The sequence below is a fragment of the Planctomycetia bacterium genome, assembly GCA_016795155.1.
GTDB lineage: Bacteria > Planctomycetota > Planctomycetia > Gemmatales > HRBIN36 > JAEUIE01.
Window position 1 is genome coordinate 1 of record JAEUIE010000002.1, and the last position, 19,297, is coordinate 19,297.

The following is a 19,297-nucleotide window of genomic DNA, read 5'->3' on the forward strand; positions in this document are numbered from 1 at the left end:
GCCAAGCTCGCGGAAGAGCAGCGATGGAACCACGTCCTGTACGCTTCATCGGAAATGAAAATCCGGAATGGCTACTATTACGATCCACGACGCGGCGTGGCGCAGCCTGCACTCGATCTGCCGATGGAGCAGGTCGCTGAACGTGACATCATCCGTATGCGGTTTATGCCGAAGAGTCCGCGTGAGGATGCGATCATCGCCGATGCGCTTCTTGAAGTGGAGAACGAGGAAGCGGAGGCCGATGCCTGGTACGAGAAGGTCAACAACATGGAGGTGCCGACCGATGCGCGGAAGTTCGACCCGGTGTTCAACGAATCGCCCGGCATGCAACACGCCAGGAATCGAGGCTACGTGACCACCGCGAAGAAGATCTTTCTGGAACGGCTAAAACATTACAACGAAGTCTGGCAGAAGGCGGAAGAAAAAGTCGAAGGCCTGATGGAAGCCATCGGCATCAAGATCGGCTTCTGCCACGAATCGGTTGGTCTGCCGAGAAGTGTACAACGAGCCGCTGAAGGCGATGCGGAGGCGATCAAAGCGTTGAAGTCAGCAGTGAAGGAGATGCAGGCCAATAAGTCAACGATCAAGAGTGAAGCAGAGAAGAAGGAACAGTTGAAGCATGCGCTCAACACGCCATACCATGTGCAGGCGTTGGCCATCTTCCTGGCGTTCAGCAGTTTGTGGACGTGTACGAGTATGGTGTTTGCCGTGGGACACGTTTCCAACGTGTCATCGGGGATGAGTCGCCCAGGCATCGCAAGCCGCTGGCACGATACAATCGTGCCCCACGATGTTGTGGAACAGGATTCCAATCCTGTTCGCGGTGACAATACGCTGTCACCGCTCGACACTGTCAAGATTGGAATCTTGACCCACCACGGACTGCCAGGAGCAGGGGACGCTCACGCGATTCCGGACTTATTTTGCCACTTTTCTCCGCGCGGCCCCGCCCCGGGCTTAAAGAGACCGGGGCTAAATGAGCCTTTTTCTACGCTTTTTTCCACGGTTCCGACCGACACTGGCTAATCGCCAATCCGCCGTCGAGTGGGAAAAAATTCACGTTTTTCCCACTCAAATCAGCGGAGATGCTGCGCGCGGTGGAGTTGCACTTGTCGGAGGCTTCTATGAGACGTTTACTTCTTCCCGCGTTTAAACAGGAAATTGGCAACCATTTTGATCGGATCATAGTATTCATCGACGATGCGTTCCTTGAGAGGAATGATGGCATTGTCGGTGATGTGAATATGTTCGGGGCAGACCTTGGTGCAGCATTTCGTGATATTGCAGTATCCCAGGCCCTGCTGATTCTTGAGATCGGCAAGCCGGTCGCCTTCATCGATGGGGTTCATTTCGAGCGCCGCGGAATAGACAAAAAACCGCGGGCCGATGAATTCATCGTGCTTATGGTGATCACGCAAAACGTGACAGACATCCTGGCAGAGGAAGCACTCGATGCACTTGCGGAACTCCTGAGGGCGGTCGATGTCGGACTGCGCCATCGTCCAGGTGCCATCGGGACGATCGGCCTTCTTGGGAGAGAAGCCTTTGATCTTCTTTTTAACTTCGAAGTTCCAGGAAACATCAGAGACCAGGTCGCGCATGTGGGGGAACGCCCGCATGGGTTCGACTGTGATGGGATTTTCCGCAGGCAGTTGCTTGATCTGGGTCATGCACATGAGCTTGGGCATACCGTTGATTTCAGCGCTGCAGGAGCCACACTTGCCAGCCTTGCAGTTCCAGCGTATGGCGAGGTCTTGTGCGTTTTCAGCCTGGATCTGGTGCATGGCATCGAGGACCACCATGCCTTCGGTGACTTCGGTGGTGTAGTCTTTGAACTCACCTTGTCCGCTGTCGCCTCGCCAGATGCGGAAGGTAACCTTGCTCATTTCTTCTGGTCCTCGATGATTTGCTTGAGTTCTTCAGGCATCGGAGTAAGAGGCCTGCGCTGGAGTTGCATGGCGCCGTCCGGGCCTTTTTTGATGATGCTGTTGTACGTGCCGCCATCGGTGGATTTGTCCGGATAGTCATCACGGAAGTGACCACCACGGCTTTCCTTGCGGTCGAGAGCAGCCTTGGCAATGGCTTCGGAAACCGTGAGCAGGTTGGCGAGATCGATGCAGGTGTGCCAGCCTGGGTTATACACTCGGCCACCACCCACACCGGCATTCACCGCCCGTTTCTTCAGATCACCAATCACTTCCAGGGCCTTCTGCATTTCACCTTCGCGGCGGACGATTCCAACCAGATCCTGCATAGTATCCTGCAATTTGGCTTGAACCGCATAGGGAGATTCAGCAGAAGAACCGCGTTCAAGCGGAGCCATTGCCTTACGGATATGTTCGTCAACTTCGGCCTGATTGATTTTGCCAGCTCCCTGCTTTTTGGCAAATTCTGCAGCGAAATCGCCAGCACGTTTGCCGAAAACAACCAGATCGGAGAGCGAATTGCCACCCAGTCGATTGGCGCCATGAAGCCCGGCCGCCACTTCGCCAGCTGCGAACAGTCCGGGTACACTGGTCATCTGGCTGTCGCCATCGACGCGGACGCCACCCATGATGTAATGCGTTGTCGGACCCACTTCCATGGGAACCTTAGTGATGTCGATATCTGCCAGTGCCATAAACTGGTGATACATGCTCGGCAGTTTCTTCTTAATATGCTCCGCGGCATTGGGTATCTTTTCCTTGATCCAGGCTATATCGAGGAAAACTCCGCCATGTGGGCTGCCACGACCTTCACGTACTTCACGCTGGATGCAGCGGGCAACGTGATCGCGAGTCAGGAGTTCCGGTGGACGGCGAGCCGATTTATCACCCAGCACATAGCGCCAGCCTTCTTCGGGGCTGTCAGCGGTCTGGTTCTTGTAATTATCCGGGATGTCATCAAACATGAAGCGTTTGCCATCCTTATTGCGAAGGACGCCACCTTCACCACGAACTCCTTCGGTAACCAGAATGCCTTTCACGCTGGGTGGCCAGACCATGCCTGTCGGATGGAACTGCACGAACTCCATGTCCATGAGTTCTGCTCCGGCGTGGTAGGCGAGAGCCTGACCATCACCGGTGTATTCCCAGCTGTTACTGGTAATCTTGAAGGCTCGGCCCACACCACCCGTAGCCAACACAATGGCTTTGGCATGGAAGAGTTTAAATTCGCCCTTTTGACGATCATAGCTGAGCGCACCACAAACCCGGTCGCCATCTTTCAGAAGGGTGCATACGGTGTGTTCCATGTGGACATCAATGCCCTGATGAACACCATGATCCTGCAAGGTGCGGATCATTTCGAGACCAGTGCGGTCGCCAACATGTGCCAGTCGTGGGTAACGGTGTCCGCCGAAGTTGCGTTGCAGGATGCCACCATCCTTGGTGCGGTCGAAAAGTGCGCCCCAGGCTTCCAGCTCGCGAACACGGTCAGGCGATTCCTTGGCATGAAGCTCAGCCATGCGCCAGTTGTTGAGATACTGGCCGCCTCGCATGGTATCAGCGAAGTGTACCTTCCAACTGTCTCGGTCATCCACATTAGCCATGGCAGCTGCCATGCCACCTTCAGCCATGACGGTGTGGGCCTTGCCCAGTAGCGATTTGGTGATCAGCCCGACTTTGACACCGGCAGCTGCTGCAGCGATGGCGGCACGCAACCCGGCACCGCCTGCTCCAATCACCAGGACGTCATGTTCAAGTTTTGCAATCTCAGGCATTCAGTGCTCCCTCTGAGATGGCTTTGTGTCATTTTTTATCTGCTGTTTACGACACAAAGGGACGCAGAGAAATTAAAGTGTAAAGTGAAGGTCCTTCCATATGCCCATGGAACACATGCGGATATAGATGTCAGAAAAGGCAACGGAGAACAGCGACGCCCATGCCCATCTGTGATGATTGTTGTTCAAGCAGGTGGAACAGTCGTAGATTTTCTTCTTGATCGGGTGCAGGGAGAGTACATCGAGAACTCCACCCACCAAGTGACGGAACGAATGGCAACCAAAGGTGTAACCTGCCAGAAGGTAAACATTCAAGCAAAGTATCAGCGTTCCAACGCCTATGCCAAAGGTCTTACCGCTACCGTCTGGCTTATCCCAGATGAATGCAAGTACCGCATCGTAGGCGAGGAAACAGATAAACAGGATGGCAAAGTAAAGGAAATAGCGATGGATGTTTTGCAACACTAACGGCAGTGTTTTCTCACCGAGATAGCTGCTACGCCATTCTCCAACTGCACAAGAGGGCGGATCACTCCAGAATGCCTTGTAATAGGCTCCACGATAGTAGTAACAGGTAAAGCGAAAGAATGCAGGGAAGGGGAGTATGATCAAAGCAGGTGAGAAAGGAAGCCAACCAGGCCACCATGTTGGCTTGGGGCCAAACCAGGCGTGTGGCGAATCTCCCCAGAGTTCAGGTGAATAAAACGGCGATAGATACGGGCCCCAGGTATAAAAAGCATTCTGGAACGCGGCCCACGTTGCATAAATGATGAATGAACTGAGGATCACAAACACAATGAGAGGTTGAACCCACCAGGCATCCTGCCTTAACGTTTCGCCCATTCGTCGAGGTGGTGACATGGGCAAAGACACACGAGACATATGTTCTCCCAGCCTGAGTTATGCTTTACTCATTAATCTAGTAAAGCATGCCTGTCAATGAAGGATTTTTTCATCTCCTCCTGGCATTCTTACAAATCAAACTGCCTGTAAGAATACTCGATTCCGGCTAAATGTTATTCGACGCTCTTGTTCTGGATGGATTTTGTAATTTTCCATCTACATGAGATCAGGCTTATGTAACCGTGTGCTTAATGGCTCAAACCAAACGAATCCAGATATTTGCCTGCCAGTCTCATCTTCTCATAATTCTCCAAAAAACAGAATATCGCACCATCAACGCATTCACATTCAGATTTTATCTGTTACAGTGGTTATGCGGGATGCCTTTCATATCGAGGTAGTCATGCGGATTTCAATATTGCTTTTGTTTTCACTTGCACTCTTGTTGACTTCAAGCGTTTGTGGCGATGATAAAGATGCCGTTAAGAAGGAAAAACTGAGCAAAATTCCTCCCCTGACATTTGTCGGGAGTCTGGAGGGCGAAATTGTTCATGTAGAGGGTGGAGATCGACTGGTTTTAAAAACCAAAGAAATTGTTCCTCAATGGGTCAGCAATTCTGCGGCGCAGGCAGGTGCCGCTGGCAGGGTAAACAATCTAGTTAACCTTAGGTCTAACACAGGGGGCGGCGGAACATTTGTTCCCAAGGAACAGATCAAGGATATACCGTTGAATCTATCCCCTGATCTGAAAGTCCGGATCATGTATACCACTGCCTCCGATAATAAGAAGGATACAAATACGAAAAGCAAAAAAAGTAAGGCTACAAAGGAAAAAGAACTTGCTGAAAAAGACCCTGACTACAAGCTGGGTGGGTCTGCAGGTACCAAATCCCAATTAGCCAAAGGACAGTGGGTTCGAGTTGCAGTGGGAAGAAATAACGATTTAGTGAATCCACAAATCTATGGCATGGTGGTTTTCGTCATAAGAGAAGGCAAGTGACAGTTCGGTTCCCGAACGCGAACAATCTTAGCGGATGTAGGGTGACTATTCGAGCCCCCCTACTCTGAATGATTGAATTAGGAGTTGTTCGCAATCCATAACCGGATAGAATCTGTTCTGCCCCAAATCATGCAATGTGGCACTACCACAGCTTTGCAGAAGAAAAGCCTCACCACAGGGAGCGTATCGAAATGAAGCGTTATTTATTAAGCATGGCCGTTTGTGCAGCCTTGGCGACTCCACTTATTGCTGATTACCTGGTTATCCGCATCAATTTAGGATCAGAAACCTCATCACCATTAGCCAATACGAATAGTAATCAGCAGGGAATCGGGGCCGGTGGGTTAGCTGGTGGTGGTGCCATGGGACAAGCTAATCGAGGACGAGGTCTTGGTGGAAAGGGTGGTGGCCTTGCAGGAGGCGGTGGTGGTGCAGGGGGAGCAGGACTAGGTGATTCAGGCGGAGGTCCTATTGGAGGTGGGTTAGGATTAGGAGGAGGTGGTGGAGCAGCCGCTGGAGGCGGTGGTCCCGTTGGTGGTGGATTAGGACTCGGAGGAGCTGGTGGTGCAGCTGGCGGTGGTACAGGAGGTAATCGAGGAAGAGGTCTTGGAGGCAAAGGCGGAGGACTTGCGGGCGGTGGTGGAGGAGCAGCCGGTGGTGCAGGTGCAGGTGCAGGTGGAGCTGGTCTCGGAGATCTTGGTGGTGGTCCAATCGGAGGTGGTATGGGGCTGGGAAATATGGGTGGCGCCCCCAGTGGAGGTCCGATTGGCGGTGGCATAGGTTTGGGTGCATCTGGAAATAATGCTGGACAGAATATCAATCAAGCAACTGGTCTTGTTGCCAATAAAGGTGATCTCTTCATTGTTGCAACTGAAGTGACTGTCACCAAGCCACGCAATACTGATAAAGTTCTGATCTCCCATAAATGGGGGCAGTCAGTTATGAACCCCGAATGGTCTTTGCCTGGTCGGGCAACCATGCAGATAATTAAAGTACCTGGTCTCGATGCACGCTATACCAAGAAACGAAGTGAATTGATCGAATCAGGCAACAAAGAATACTTAAAGCTTGCCGAGTGGATGCTGGAAAACTGGAATATGCCTGCTGAAGGTAAGTTTTCGATGCAGGCAAAATTTGAAGCTTACCTCAATGAATTGAATTCTCAGTCATCCAAGTTGACACCCTCAGATAAAGCTAGGATCGATGCGCTGTTAGCGGTTCGCTCAGAATTGGCGAAACCCATCAAGCCTGCTTCCGAGGAGCAAGAGTTAGTCAAACTGGTTCTGAATAATGTTGGCAAAGATTACAAGACCCTGCAGAAAGGTCACTTTGTCATTTACTATCCGCCGCGAACGGAAAAAGAAGCTGAAGCTAAACTCGCCCGCATGGAACAATCATATCTTGGTATCATGTACTGGTTCGCACTTCAGGGAAGGGCATTGCCCGTTCCAGAAAAGCAGATGATCTGCCTGCTTGCTGAAACTCCTGACAAATTCAAAACTCTGCACAAGATGTTTGATGAAGTTCCCATGTACGCGGACGGATTTTATTCTTCCCTTGATAATGTCACCATTCTGGCACCTGCTAGAGTTGATCCTGCCTATGACAAGTTTTACAGCATGTACAAGAGCGTAGAGACTTCTCTCAAGACCCATAGCCTGGATTACAAAAAGCTGCTGAATGATCGACTTGATAAACCGGCGGTAAATCCTTCAAAAGATGATCAGCAGAAAGTAAGTGATGCTGTCACCGGATATATTTTTGCCTTGGCTGCCAATGCTGCCAATGAAGAAGGCGATGTAGCGACTGCTACCGTCGAGGCTTTCAGGCAGGTAGCTGCTGCTACAGGCTATATGCCCCGTTCCGTGTTGCTTCCAAGGTCTGTCAAAGAAGGTCTGGCTTCATTCTTTGCAACTCCAAAAAGCTCAGGAGAACTCAATCTGCCTTCACTATGGTCAGGAATTGGTGGGGCTCATTGGTTATATCTCCCGCTATTCCGCAAGATGGCTGATGCACGTAAGGGTGGTGAAAACGCTGAGGTTTCTGTTGATGAAAAGACTGCCAGTCCACGAAAAATCAAGATCGGAAAACTTGATGTAATGGCAGTGGTCTCAGATCGAGTTTTTCGCAAAGCTGAAACCGCTACTAGCGAAGACAAAAGCTTTATGATGAGCAAGGCGCAAGCTGAGTCTTGGGCCTTGATGTACTATCTGGCCAAGAATCGTCTTCCTGAATTGCGAAAGTACTTCGAAGAGCTTCGGGATATGCCTCGTGATATGGAACTTTCGGCAACAGTTCTCGAACAGGCTTTTGCCCGAGCATTCAACTTGCTGGATGCTCAGGGTGAAAATCTTGACAAGAACAAAGTAGCTAAGTTCGAATCAGATTGGGCGAAACAAATGGAAATGGAACGCCTGACTGTCGAGAACTCCGAAACTGGCAAGTAATCGGAATCTGCAAGTCTTTTTATTCTGCCTCCAGAGATTCTGGAGGCATTTTTTTGGAATTTTCCTTTTGGTTCACATACCAGCTAATCTGTCTTGCTAATCCATGCAGTATCTTGTTTTCGGTTTCCGTGATTTGTGCTCGCCCCAGTAAATGCCGTATGGCATGAAAAACCGATGGACCTTTCTCTCCCCAGACAAAATGGATGGCACGCAACGCTGCTTCCAGATGCTCAAACATGCTTTGTGTCTGATAGGCTGAAGCAAGTTGAACAGCTTCATGTTTCGTAGGATTTATTCCATTTGAAAGATACCATTCATAGAGTGTGATCACCACTGCCTGTGCAAGGTTCAATACAGGATAGTCAGCATTTGCGGGGATCGTCAGAACATAGTTACAGATAGAGATTTCTTCATTTGTCAGACCATGATCTTCGGGGCCAAATACCAATGCGATTCTGCCACGATCACTTGTTTCTCTGGCCTTCTGAATACCATGTTGTAGTTCGACAACGTTTTGTTTTCTAAAAAGGCCCCCTGTTCGCGCCGAGGTACAACCTGTCCATACGCAATCAGATATTGCATCAGTCAAAGATTGAAAGGTTTGCGATTTCTCAAGAAGCATGGCACCATGTGTTGCCATCGATCTGGCTTCGTGTGAACACGGATTTGCAAGAGGATTGACCAATCGAAGCTCACTGATTCCAAAATTGAGCATAGCGCGAGCAACTGAGCCCAGGTTGCCGTCGAATTTGGTTCGAACGAGGATAACACAACAGGCTTGGTGTAAGGTTGATTCGATCATAAATTAGAAACAGGTAAATCCTTGGTAAATCACAGAATGAAACTTATCTTAGCAATCATTCAGCCTGCAAGGCTGGAAGCTGTGAAAGAAGCACTCGCTCGTGTAGCGGTGTTCCGTTTAACCGCTATCGAAGTTCAGGGTTTTGGTCGACAGAAAGGGCAAGGCGAAACATATCGAGGTCATGCATTCAGCATGAATCTGTCTCGTAAAATACAGTTGCAGATTGCGGTGAATGAAGACTTCGTAGAACCCACAGTGAAAGCAATAATGGAGGCAGGCCGTACCGGCCCTACTGGCCAAATCGGTGATGGAAAGATATTCATCTTACCTCTCTCTGATTGCATTCGAATTCGTACTGGGGAACAGGGACCCGAAGCTATCTAGTTTTTTATCTTTAAACAGCCAGGGTGAAGTATGCAACAAGGCTATCTTCTATGCGATGATCTCATGTGGATGAGCCGAGTCATGGCTGAGGCCAGGGAACTTGGATTGAAGATCGTTCCATCCAGAACTTTGAAACAGTTAATAGATGCAATCAAAGTGAATGGTATACACAGTGTTATTATAGATCTGGCACAAGCCGAAATTGGCGATAACCCATCGATAGTTATCGATCAATTGAAGTCAGTTGGCGTTTCCAGGTTGATTGCTTACGGTTCGCATATCGAAACCGATCTGTTGCAAGCTGCCGCACATGCTGGTTGTGATCCAGTTTTAGCCCGCAGCAAGATGGCTGCACAACTCAGAGTACTGCTTCCTGAATGGTTGGCTTAAATTCCTCTCATCTGTATTGGTTCCTTGAAATTTTCGTGGAAAAGCCGTGTTATCTGAATAGGTTATTCTCTCACGTTAATTAGCGGAACTATGCCATGTCTCTGTTCGCCAACCTCTTCTACGAAGAATCTGCATCTGGAATCATGCTTCGGGCTATGCCTCTGCTGATCTTTATTCTGGCAGTAGTTGCAATTGCTTACCGTTATTATTCGGCATTCATTGCGGCAAAAGTATTAGCACTCGATGACAAGAACGAAACGCCTGCTCACCGTCTCAATGATGGCAAAGACTACACTCCCACCAATAAGTGGGTATTGTTTGGCCATCACTTTGCAGCCATATCCGGTGCTGGGCCACTGATTGGACCAGTGTTGGCGTTGCAATTTGGATATGCACCTGGACTCTTCTGGCTGGTTATTGGAGTTTGTCTGGCTGGAGCTGTACAGGATATGACCGTACTCTGTGCCTCCGTGCGATTTAATGGCAGATCGCTGGCAGAAATTGCAAGACAGGAACTTGGAAGCTGGGCCAGTCATATTCTTTCTCTTGCTACGGTAGTCATTGTCATTATTGCCCTGGCTGGACTTGGTTTTGTTGTGGTAAAGGCGTTGGGTGGCGATGAAGTGGAATATGCCCGTGGCACCATTATAACTGCTCCTCCCAATGGCGAATTCAAATGGGAATACATCGATACCGGTGCATCTGGGTATTATACCACCGTAGTTTTATGCCCAGCAGGTAGCACAATCACGTTTCCACGTGATAAAGATAAAGACGGTAAGATCATAACCCATGCTAACGACACCATCAAAGTGCATCGGCCCGAAGAATTCATCATTAGATTCCCTCAGGAAATTCCTCCTCTTCGGAAGGAATTACGACTGCTTGAAGGAAGCAAGGAAATTATTAAGGGTAGTTCATGGGGATTATTCACTATAGCTGCCACCATTCCAATCGCTTTGCTTGTAGGTTTTTATATGTATCGCGTGCGGCCAGGAAAAATTCTGGAAGCCTCAATTCTGGGCGGCGTGCTGGTTATTGCAGCAACCATCGTAGGAGCCTGGATTCCTGGATCAGCTATTGAAAAGTGGTTCTTATTGACAAAAACTCAGACCATCTGGGCTTTGTGTATTTATGGTTTTGTCGCCTCCGTTCTCCCCGTCTGGATGCTCCTTTTGCCTCGCGATTACATTTCAAGTTTTCTCAAAATCGGCACTATCGCACTGTTAATCGTGGGTACCATCATTGCCAACCCGGTTTTAAATCATCCTCCAATGAATCCTGCATTCCAGGAATCAGGCCCAACCTTCGATGGCAGTGTATTCCCGTTCGTGTTTATTTGTGTCATGTGTGGTGCCATTTCCGGTTTTCATGCACTGGTGGCATCGGGTACCACTCCCAAAATGATTGATAAAGAATCTCACATTCGAACCATTGGTTATGGTGCAATGCTTATGGAAGGAATGGTTGGTGTCGTAGCGTTAATTGCTGCCGCTGCATTACCAGTTCCCCTGTACTACGATATCAATGTGAGCCAGGCTGATATGAAGAAGTATCAACCTGCACTGGTTAAGCTTTATTCAGATTTGGGCCTTGATCAAAAACAAGTGAATGATCCTTTGCATCAAGTTCAGGCGGATAGCCTGCAGCATTTGAAGCTATCTCAAGTGGAAGAAATGGTTGGCGGTGAAACACTGCGAGGTAGAACTGGTGGGGCGGTGACATTGGCTGTAAGTATGGCACTGATCTTCACCAAAGCGCTTGAATGGACAGCATTACCAATACAAGCAATCATCAAATATTGGTATCACTTCGCTATTATGTTTGAAGCGTTGTTTATTCTAACGACCATTGATGCCGGTACCAGGATTGCACGGTTCATTCTGCAAGATGCACTTTCGCGATTTCATCCTAAATTTAGCGATACAGCATGGCTTCCTGGTTCTGTCATCGCAACCGCACTGGTTACCGCTGGTTGGGGTTGGCTGATCGCTAACGGAACGATTCAAACTATCTGGTCCATGTTTGGAGTTGCCAATCAGTTGCTGGCTGTTGCCGCCCTGGCAGTTGTAACCACCATGCTCTTTAATCGAGGCAAGGGACAATATGCATGGATCACACTTCTCCCGATGTTGTTTATCACGACGACAACCATGTATGCTGGCGGCTTGATGATCAAGAAATTCATTTATGCTGACAACTGGGTGAGCATTACTCTTACCTTCTTCATAATGCTGAGCGTTGCTTTGCTTCTGCTGATCGCGATAGGGCGATGGCTTGGAGTGATGTTTAAGAAATAATCAGAGTTCTGTGTAATCTGTAATAACGTTAGAAGATATGACATTAGTCAAGAATACAGGCCAGACTTGAGTCTGGCCTTTGTTTCTGCATATGGACTCCATTTGAGTCACCATGAAAAGGTTGTTGAAGGAACAAATTGAAAAGTGAAAGAATCGGGAAATCTATTTCAAAGCACTTGTGATTGATTTCAGGATTGTTTACCCTTGTTATAGCTCCGGTTCATGGAAGTACGCGAACCTTGTGGGGGTCGTGGCGTTCTTTTCGTTGAATGCCCCGATAGTCCGGTGCATGGAGGAGTCCAATGAACGACGCAGCTCTCGAATCAAATGTCCTGGCTCTGAATCGCCTTTACCTGGCGATTCATGTGATCTCTGCCAAACGTGCCTTTTGTTTGCTCTGCAAAGGTCTGGCAGAAGTCATCGATTCTCAGGATGGTTCGTTCGTCAATTATGATTTCTCCAGTTGGATGGAAGTAAGCGAACATCGCAAACTCAATGCCCGTGGCCCCAACGATGACTGGGTACGAACGGTAACCACTGAAATCCAGGTGCCTCGTATCATTCGACTCCTATCGTATGAACGGATGCCTCGCCAGACGGTCAAGTTCAACCGGCGCAATATCTTCGCACGCGATCACAATCAGTGTCAGTATTGTGGCAAGCGATTTGCCACGTCTGATCTGTCACTTGATCACGTGGTTCCACGCAGTCAAGGTGGTGGAGCAACCTGGGAGAACATTGTCTGTGCCTGCCTGGCTTGCAATATCAAGAAGGGTGGCCGCACTCCTAAGCAGGCGAATATCAAGCTGATTCGCAAACCGGAAAAGCCCAAACGTTCGCCACTCCTGAGCCAGAAGCTGACCCAGGAAAAGTACCAGTCGTGGAAGAGCTTCCTCGACAGTGCTTACTGGTCCGTAGAACTCAAGTAGGCTGAGCAAGCCTGTCGATTACAAGATAGGGTTGTGTTTTTCACAACCCTATTTATCTCCACTGGTCGAGGCGGAATAAAGTCTTAGAATTGCATTCCGGGGCGTTTAGCTCAGTTGGCTAGAGCACCAGCTCGACACGCTGGGGGTCACAGGTTCGAGTCCTGTAACGCCCACTCGATCAGAACCGTTGACAGGAATTGTCAGCGGTTCTTTTGTTGTGCCGTGGCAACCACTTACGTCTGATGTATCCACCGACGGTGTCCGCTTGGCATTTGCTGGCGTACTGACTGGTGTGACCTCACATTGTCCTGCTTGCATCTGAGTTGGTGCAAGTACCGCTTCACAAATTCATTTTCTCCATTCAGATACTATATCGCCCGAAGGCCTATCCTCTGCTGCGTATCGCACACATGGTCCATACTGTGGCCATGAACACTCTTAAAATACGGAATCATTATTTCTCGATGTAAGCCATTTCAAGCGAGAACATCCCGCACTACTCGACCCGAAACATCGGTCAGGCGATAGTCTCGGCCGGAGTGGCGGTAAGTCAGCCGTTCGTGGTCCAACCCCATCAGGTGTAGGATGGTCGCATGGAAATCATGGACGTGAACAGGATTGTTCGCGGGTCTGATGCCGTACTCGTCTGATTCGCCGTACGTGATACCTGGCTTCACGCCGGCACCGGCCAGCCATGACGAGAAGACCCAATGATGATGTTCCCGGCCCTTGGCGTAGGCAGCGGCATTGAAGGGAGTGCGTCCAAACTCAGTGGTCCAGACGACAAGGGTATCCTTAAGCAAGCCACGCTGCTTGAGATCGCGAAGCAGCCCTGCGATGGGTTGATCAACATTTTTGGCCAAAGGTGTATGGGTCATCATGTCGCCGTGGGCATCCCAGTTGTTGGAGGAGCCAACGTCGATCAGTTCGACGAAACGAACTCCCCGTTCGACGAGCCGCCGTGCTACCAGGCATTGCCAGGCGAAGCCTTTGGTGCTGCCGCGTTCGAGGCCATACATCTTGAGGGTTGCCTCGGATTCTTTAGTGAAGTCAAATACCTCGGGCATCTCGGCCTGCATGCCGAAAGCAGTCTGGTATGATTTCATCCGGGCAGCCAAAAGGGGATCATCGGAACGTGATGCCAGGTGCCGTTGATTCATTTTGGCCAGGTAGTCGAGTTCCAACTCTTGCAGCCTACTGGAGGGTGTACGTCGATGGATGTTGGCCACCGGTTCGGAACCAGGCACGACGAGGGTTCCCTGATGGGCAGCAGGAAGAAAGTCACTGCCCCAAACCTGGCCACCAGCGTACGGCGATTGCGGAGCGATCACCATGAACGATGGCAGATTGCGGTTCATCGTGCCCAGCCCGTAGCTCAACCAGGATCCGATGCTGGGGCGGGCAAAGGTGAACGAACCGGTGTGGATACCAAGCGTCGCTTCATAGTGATTGGTGTGATCGGAAGTCATGGATCGGATGATACAGAGATCATCGACACATTCAGCTAAGTGCGGAAAGAGCGAACTGACACGGGTTCCACATTTGCCATGCGGGGCAAAGTCCCAGCGAGGCCTGGTGAGGAACATCTTGTGATCGCCCTTGCGGCCCTGGAACTCGTTGACAGAGACAGTCTTGCCGGCATCGGCGAACAGTTTTGGCTTGTGATCCCAAGATTCAATGTGCGAAACACCGCCACTCATGTAGAGAAAGATAACATTCTTCGCTTTGGCGGGAAAGTGCGTGGGCTTGGGGGCATAGGGATCAGAAGACTTACTGTCTTCGGCCATCAGTTGTGAGATCATCCCCGGCAACAACATCGATCCGCCGATCATGGATCGCAGCAAGCCACGGCGAGAAGGAGAATAAAGGGGGGTAGTGCTCATCAATGATCTCACTCGACGTGCAGGAATTCGTTGCTGCCGAACAGGGTACGTAAGAAAGCGGCCAGGGAACGGGCTTCGAGGTTATCTTTCTTATCCGCTTTCAACTCAGTCTGGTATGAAGTGAGAAAGGCTACGGCATAGGCACTTTCAGCTTCGGTGGGTGGACGGCCATATGCCTGACGGTAAGCTTGAGCGATACACTCCGATTGGCTGGCCGAGGCTGATCGCAATCGCTGGGCCCATTTCTCACTGGCGCGGTGAATGAAGGGATCGTTCAAGAAGTAGAGTGACTGCGTGGGTACCGTGGTCACCAGGCGATCAGCGGTGGAAGCATTTGGGTCAGCTCCATCAAAGAGCGCCAGGAACGGATGCCGTTTGAGACGTTGGGTCATCAGGTAGATACTGCGTTTGTTGTGTGCATAGACGGCGATGAACGGATCGTGCTGCGTGAAGCCCCAACGGATTGGCGAAGGAAAGGGATGTTCATGGCCCGGTGCAATGTCGAGCTCCCCACTAATGACCAGGATGGCATCACGGATTTCTTCAGCACTGAGGCGACGCCGGGTAAAGCCTGCATAGAGATCAGAAGATGACTGGGATGCTTGCTGATAAGTTGCACTGAGCATGATCAGGCGGTGCATTGACTTGATCGACCATCCATTGCGAATGAATTCGGTGGCTAAGTGATCAAGCAACGCTGGATCTGAGGGTGGCTGGCCACGCACCCCAAAATCATTGGGGGTCTTCACCAGTCCCTGTCCGAAGTGATGTTGCCAGATGCGATTGACCATAACACGCGCTGTGAGTGGATGTTCGGGCCGAGTAAGCCAGTGGGCAAGTTCCATCCGTCCGCTACCGGTGGTTCCCTCGGGTAAAGACTTTCCGCCCAGCGACTTGATGAAGCCACGTGCTACCTCTTGGCCTGGTTGATCCGGTTCGCCACGCAGTTGAATGCGACAGTTATGCGGGGTGCCTTCTGCTACGCCATATGCCATCGCAAAGGGTTCGCTGGCCAGCAGGGTTTCCAGCTGTTTTCTGGCCTTGGCGGTTTTGGCCTGGATAGCTGCGAGTTGCTGGCGAATTTCAGCGATTTGTGCGCGTCGCTTTGAGTCGTCCCTGATTGGTACTGCGGTGGCTTCAAGAGGTGGTGTTGACGCATTGCCAAAGTAAAAGTTGTCGGCATCCAGCGACGGGCGAACGCCAGGAAGGTGGCCATAACTATCGATGAATGAGTAATCGATCACGCCATCCCACGGAGTTGCCAGTTGGCCACTGAAGTTGATCTTGCCCTTCTGTGAAACCAGCACCCCTGTGTAGGTTTTTGCTTTCAGATCCAGAGTCAGTTGCACCTGGTACCACTGACCGAGCAGAAGCGGCCCGACTGACTTTGTGAGATCACCGCTGCGCTGGAAGAACTCATGATCGTTAAAGAAGAGTTCGATGGCTGCGGAGTTCCCAGGACCATGCCCAAGGTAGTAACGCCAGGAGCCTAGGCCACCTTTGGCGTTGGAACCACAGCGGAAATCGAAGCTGGCATAAAGGCGCTGCTTGTCGTCCGGTTTGAGGTTGGCAAGAACTAGTCCAAAGCCGTCGTATTCACCACGATTAGGCAGGTGCATGCCGAGCTTGCCGGACGGATAGCGATTATGGAAGGGACTTTGCGAGCTGGCTGAAAGCTTCACGACACTATTGGGGCCAGCGTTCCAGGGACTGGCGGGTGGTGTAGCATCTGTCTGATGTTCAAGGTCGCCATCTATCCCAGTTAATGCCTTTAAGCGATCGTTGAGTATTATCGGGTCTGGTTCATTTGACGATGTGTGAACAGGTGGTCCCTTCGAGACTGGCGCAATAGGTGTATCCTGAATGCCCAGGTTATCAAACTCAATCGCGGGTAGTTTTCCATCTGCTTGGCCATAACGTTCAAATATCACATGGTTGATAACAGCGGACCACTCGGAGTTAATAGATTTGGCGGCAAAATCAGGAGTTGAGCCTGGTATGCCGATACAACCCGCAATTGTCTTCTTGTGTAGATCGAGAGTCGCTTGCAGATTGTACCACTGATTCAGCTTCACAGTGTAGATCGGCGTAGGCACCCCGCTGGTGTGAAGTAACACTGAATCGCCAGTGATCAGGATTTCAACTGCAGACTTATCTCCGAGTGTGCCCAGAGCGAAGCGATGCGATGCTTTGGAGCCTTGATCTATTGAGGTTACTCGGAAATCGAGATTGATGTAGAGCGTTTTGCAGTTCGTTGGGGTCCGCGCTGGAGAGATCGCCTGGGTAAATTGGTACATTCCCGCATCGGCAGGAACACTTGCGCCAACTTTCCCCAGCCGATAGAGATTCTGGTACGGACTCTGAGCAGTGTTGGTAATGGCTATTTTGCCCTTGTAAAGCCAGGGCGGAACGAGCACGCCATTGCTGCCACCTGCAGCCGGGGCTTGGAGCTCGAAATCGCCATCCATGTCGTGAAGAGAACATAATAATGCTGCGGGAATCGGCTGCTTCTGTTTTGCTAATGTGTGGGACAGGACGGCCAACTCGGTTTGATACTCATGCCATCTTGTTTGTGATTCTCTGGATGGCAGCAATGGTGCCAGGGAACGTATCTTCTGCTTTTGCTCTGAACCGGGGAAAGCGTAGCGAGTGCTATCAAAAATGCCATACAGAGCGTAGTAGTCGTGCATGGTGATGGGATCGAACTTGTGATCATGGCAGCGTGCACAGCCAACGCTAAGGCCCATCACAGATTGGCCCAGCGTATCGATGGTATCCTGAATGGTGAGATGGTGATAGTTCTCCGAATCGAAGCCGAAGCGGCGAGAGAGAGCGAGAAAGCCAGTGGCAGTGACACGTTCGGCAAAGCGACCACGTGGTCCATGGTCGGCAAGCACATCGCCGGCCACCTGTTCACGCAAGAACTCATCGTAGGGTTTGTCCGAATTGAAGGAGTCGATGACGTAATTGCGATAGCGCCAGGCTGAGGGCACCGGGTAATCAGCCGTCTCGCCGGCTGTATCAGCGTAGCGAACAACATCAAGCCAATGACGTCCCCAGCGCTCGCCATAGGCTGGCGATTGAAGCAGTCGATTCACGACAGTCTCGAACGCCTTGGAAGAGTTGTCAGCCAGGAAGGTATCGATCTCGTTGGGTGTCGGAGGTAACCCGGTCAGATCGAAGGTGGCACGGCGGATCAGGGTCAGCTTGTCTGCGGGAGTAGCAGGGCGAACGCCAGCCGTTTCCTGTCTGGCACGGATGAAGGAATCAATGGACGTTTTAAGCCACGTCTTGTCTTTGACTTCTGGCAGTGGTACATCACGAATCGGCTGGAACGCCCAGTGTCTGGTGGTCTCAAACTTCTTTGAACTTGCCGGCCAATATGCACCAGACTTCACCCAACTTACCAGGTCAGCCACCTGATCAGCCCGTAAGGCATGTTTCTTCTCCGGTGGCATGGCGGCAACACCGTCCTGCCTTTGGATGGCACGGATGAGCAGACTATTCTCTGGTTTGCCGGGCACAATAGAGGGGCCTGAGTCGCCGCCTTGGAGCAAAGCTTCACGTGAATCGACTCTCAATGATCCCGATGTTTTTCCGTCACCATGACAACGAAAGCAAGTGCCCAGAAGAATAGGCCGTATTTTGGCTTCAAAAATCGCATCATGATCATCGGCGCGGGCCGAATCAACTGAAACAATCGAAAGGCTCAGAACCAGTAGCATACTGTTTCGAACCAGCCAGGTCATAAGCCTTGCTTCTGTCATCGCTCAATGCCTATTCGATGTTGTGTTGGCGGTAACGGTCAAATTTCTGGTGGGACTGCCTTGTTAAGCAGTGGTTCAAGAAAGTACTCAGTATCGTACACGATCATCTGGTAAATGCCCAGCATTAGCCATAGTGAGATTGAGCAATTCCTGGTTTGTTAGTGAAATGGTGTTTTGCTGGAACGATGTCTGAGCGTGTGTCACAACTCATACTTCGATCAGACCACAGCATTAGCCAATCTGGAAGGTCTGTGAAAGCAAATTGATGAACGAGAACTTGGACTCCAAACGATGCAGCCATCAAAGCTCTGGCTTGTGCCTGAGCATCATTATAAATTTCGCCAGTCGGTTCGAGGTATATATCACAAGATTGTGTTCTGCTGTGGCATGCACGTTGACAGACGGAACAATCAAATATGATGCTATTCCTGACGTAGTTTACGTGGTATATATTTTAGGCCAACCCAGCCGCTTGGGATAATGTGTAAGCGAGTATTGCGTCTTGGCAATGCAGACTTTCAGTTACCACGTAGTCAGCCAGACGTACCGCCATGAGATCAGCGATAACGGAAGAGTTGCCGTGAGCAATCTTGGCAAAAGGCCCGGCATGCACCAGGGCAGGCGTTCCCTCTGCAGTCTGCACCAGGTTAGGCCGAAAGGTATCAGCCAGAAGGGCTGCCATCGCCCCGGCGGTGCCAATCTGTTCAGCGATAACTGGTGATCCCTCTACAGTCTGTCCCACTACGATGCATCCCAGGCATTCACGTATATCAAAGTAACAACCCGTGACAATGCTACCCAGTCCACTCATTGCGCATTCACCATGAGGAGGCCCGATAAACAGCAACCCTT

The 19,297-nt window shown here is 50.6% G+C and carries 14 protein-coding genes and 1 tRNA gene; 8 read left to right on the top strand and 7 right to left on the bottom strand.

The window, feature by feature from the left end; genetic code table 11:
• Positions 1–1,026 (top strand): hypothetical protein (locus tag JNJ77_00015; GenBank protein ID MBL8820944.1); only part of this gene is annotated, 1,026 nt, incomplete at its 5' end.
• A gap of 107 nt (positions 1,027–1,133) precedes the next feature.
• Here the strand turns inward: JNJ77_00015 and JNJ77_00020 are convergent.
• The 3 genes from JNJ77_00020 to JNJ77_00030 form a co-directional block, all read right to left on the bottom strand.
• Positions 1,134–1,886, bottom strand: coding sequence for a succinate dehydrogenase/fumarate reductase iron-sulfur subunit (locus JNJ77_00020; GenBank protein ID MBL8820945.1), 753 nt, complete (start codon positions 1,884–1,886; stop codon positions 1,134–1,136).
• Positions 1,883–3,700 carry a fumarate reductase/succinate dehydrogenase flavoprotein subunit gene (locus tag JNJ77_00025; GenBank protein MBL8820946.1) on the bottom strand — a complete coding sequence of 606 codons (1,818 nt, stop codon included), beginning with the start codon at positions 3,698–3,700 and terminating at the stop codon, positions 1,883–1,885. The genes JNJ77_00020 and JNJ77_00025 overlap by 4 nt, the downstream gene beginning before the upstream one ends.
• A 72-nt stretch (positions 3,701–3,772) precedes the next feature.
• The gene (locus JNJ77_00030) at positions 3,773–4,582 is read right to left on the bottom strand and encodes a succinate dehydrogenase (GenBank protein MBL8820947.1); all 810 of its coding nucleotides are present in this window, start codon (positions 4,580–4,582) and stop codon (positions 3,773–3,775) included.
• Positions 4,583–4,946: 364 nt separating this feature from the next.
• Between JNJ77_00030 and JNJ77_00035 the strand changes: the two genes are divergently transcribed.
• On the top strand, positions 4,947–5,543 hold the full coding sequence (locus JNJ77_00035; protein ID MBL8820948.1) for a hypothetical protein: 597 nt from the start codon (positions 4,947–4,949) through the stop codon (positions 5,541–5,543).
• Between the two features lie 191 nt (positions 5,544–5,734).
• On the top strand, positions 5,735–7,990 hold the full coding sequence (locus JNJ77_00040; protein MBL8820949.1) for a DUF1570 domain-containing protein: 2,256 nt from the start codon (positions 5,735–5,737) through the stop codon (positions 7,988–7,990).
• 19 nt (positions 7,991–8,009) lie between these two features.
• Here JNJ77_00040 and JNJ77_00045 read toward each other — a convergent pair whose 3' ends face one another.
• On the bottom strand, positions 8,010–8,792 hold the full coding sequence (locus JNJ77_00045) for an RNA methyltransferase (protein ID MBL8820950.1): 783 nt from the start codon (positions 8,790–8,792) through the stop codon (positions 8,010–8,012).
• A gap of 36 nt (positions 8,793–8,828) precedes the next feature.
• On the opposite strand from JNJ77_00045, the gene JNJ77_00050 reads away from it, so the two are divergent.
• The 5 genes from JNJ77_00050 to JNJ77_00070 all read left to right on the top strand — a co-directional run bounded on the left by JNJ77_00050 (position 8,829) and on the right by JNJ77_00070 (position 12,968).
• Positions 8,829–9,176 (top strand): P-II family nitrogen regulator, encoded by a 348-nt coding sequence (locus tag JNJ77_00050; protein ID MBL8820951.1) that lies wholly within the window; start codon positions 8,829–8,831, stop codon positions 9,174–9,176.
• An 81-nt stretch (positions 9,177–9,257) separates the two neighbouring features.
• Complete coding sequence (locus tag JNJ77_00055) at positions 9,258–9,566, top strand: hypothetical protein (protein MBL8820952.1); 309 nt, start codon at positions 9,258–9,260, stop codon at positions 9,564–9,566.
• Between the two features lie 155 nt (positions 9,567–9,721).
• Positions 9,722–11,866, top strand: coding sequence for a carbon starvation protein A (locus JNJ77_00060; protein MBL8820953.1), 2,145 nt, complete (start codon positions 9,722–9,724; stop codon positions 11,864–11,866).
• 302 nt (positions 11,867–12,168) lie between these two features.
• Positions 12,169–12,795, top strand: coding sequence for an HNH endonuclease (locus JNJ77_00065; GenBank protein ID MBL8820954.1), 627 nt, complete (start codon positions 12,169–12,171; stop codon positions 12,793–12,795).
• A gap of 99 nt (positions 12,796–12,894) precedes the next feature.
• A tRNA-Val gene (locus tag JNJ77_00070) sits at positions 12,895–12,968 on the top strand.
• Between the two features lie 303 nt (positions 12,969–13,271).
• Here JNJ77_00070 and JNJ77_00075 read toward each other — a convergent pair.
• The 3 genes from JNJ77_00075 to JNJ77_00085 all read right to left on the bottom strand — a co-directional run bounded on the left by JNJ77_00075 (position 13,272) and on the right by JNJ77_00085 (position 19,256).
• Positions 13,272–14,678: a DUF1501 domain-containing protein gene (locus tag JNJ77_00075; GenBank protein ID MBL8820955.1), complete on the bottom strand. Its 1,407-nt coding sequence runs from the start codon at positions 14,676–14,678 to the stop codon at positions 13,272–13,274.
• A gap of 8 nt (positions 14,679–14,686) precedes the next feature.
• Positions 14,687–18,445: a DUF1549 domain-containing protein gene (locus JNJ77_00080; GenBank protein MBL8820956.1), complete on the bottom strand. Its 3,759-nt coding sequence runs from the start codon at positions 18,443–18,445 to the stop codon at positions 14,687–14,689.
• A 454-nt stretch (positions 18,446–18,899) separates the two neighbouring features.
• Positions 18,900–19,256 carry a formate--tetrahydrofolate ligase gene (locus JNJ77_00085; GenBank protein ID MBL8820957.1) on the bottom strand — a complete coding sequence of 119 codons (357 nt, stop codon included), beginning with the start codon at positions 19,254–19,256 and terminating at the stop codon, positions 18,900–18,902.
• Positions 19,257–19,297 lie beyond the last annotated feature (41 nt).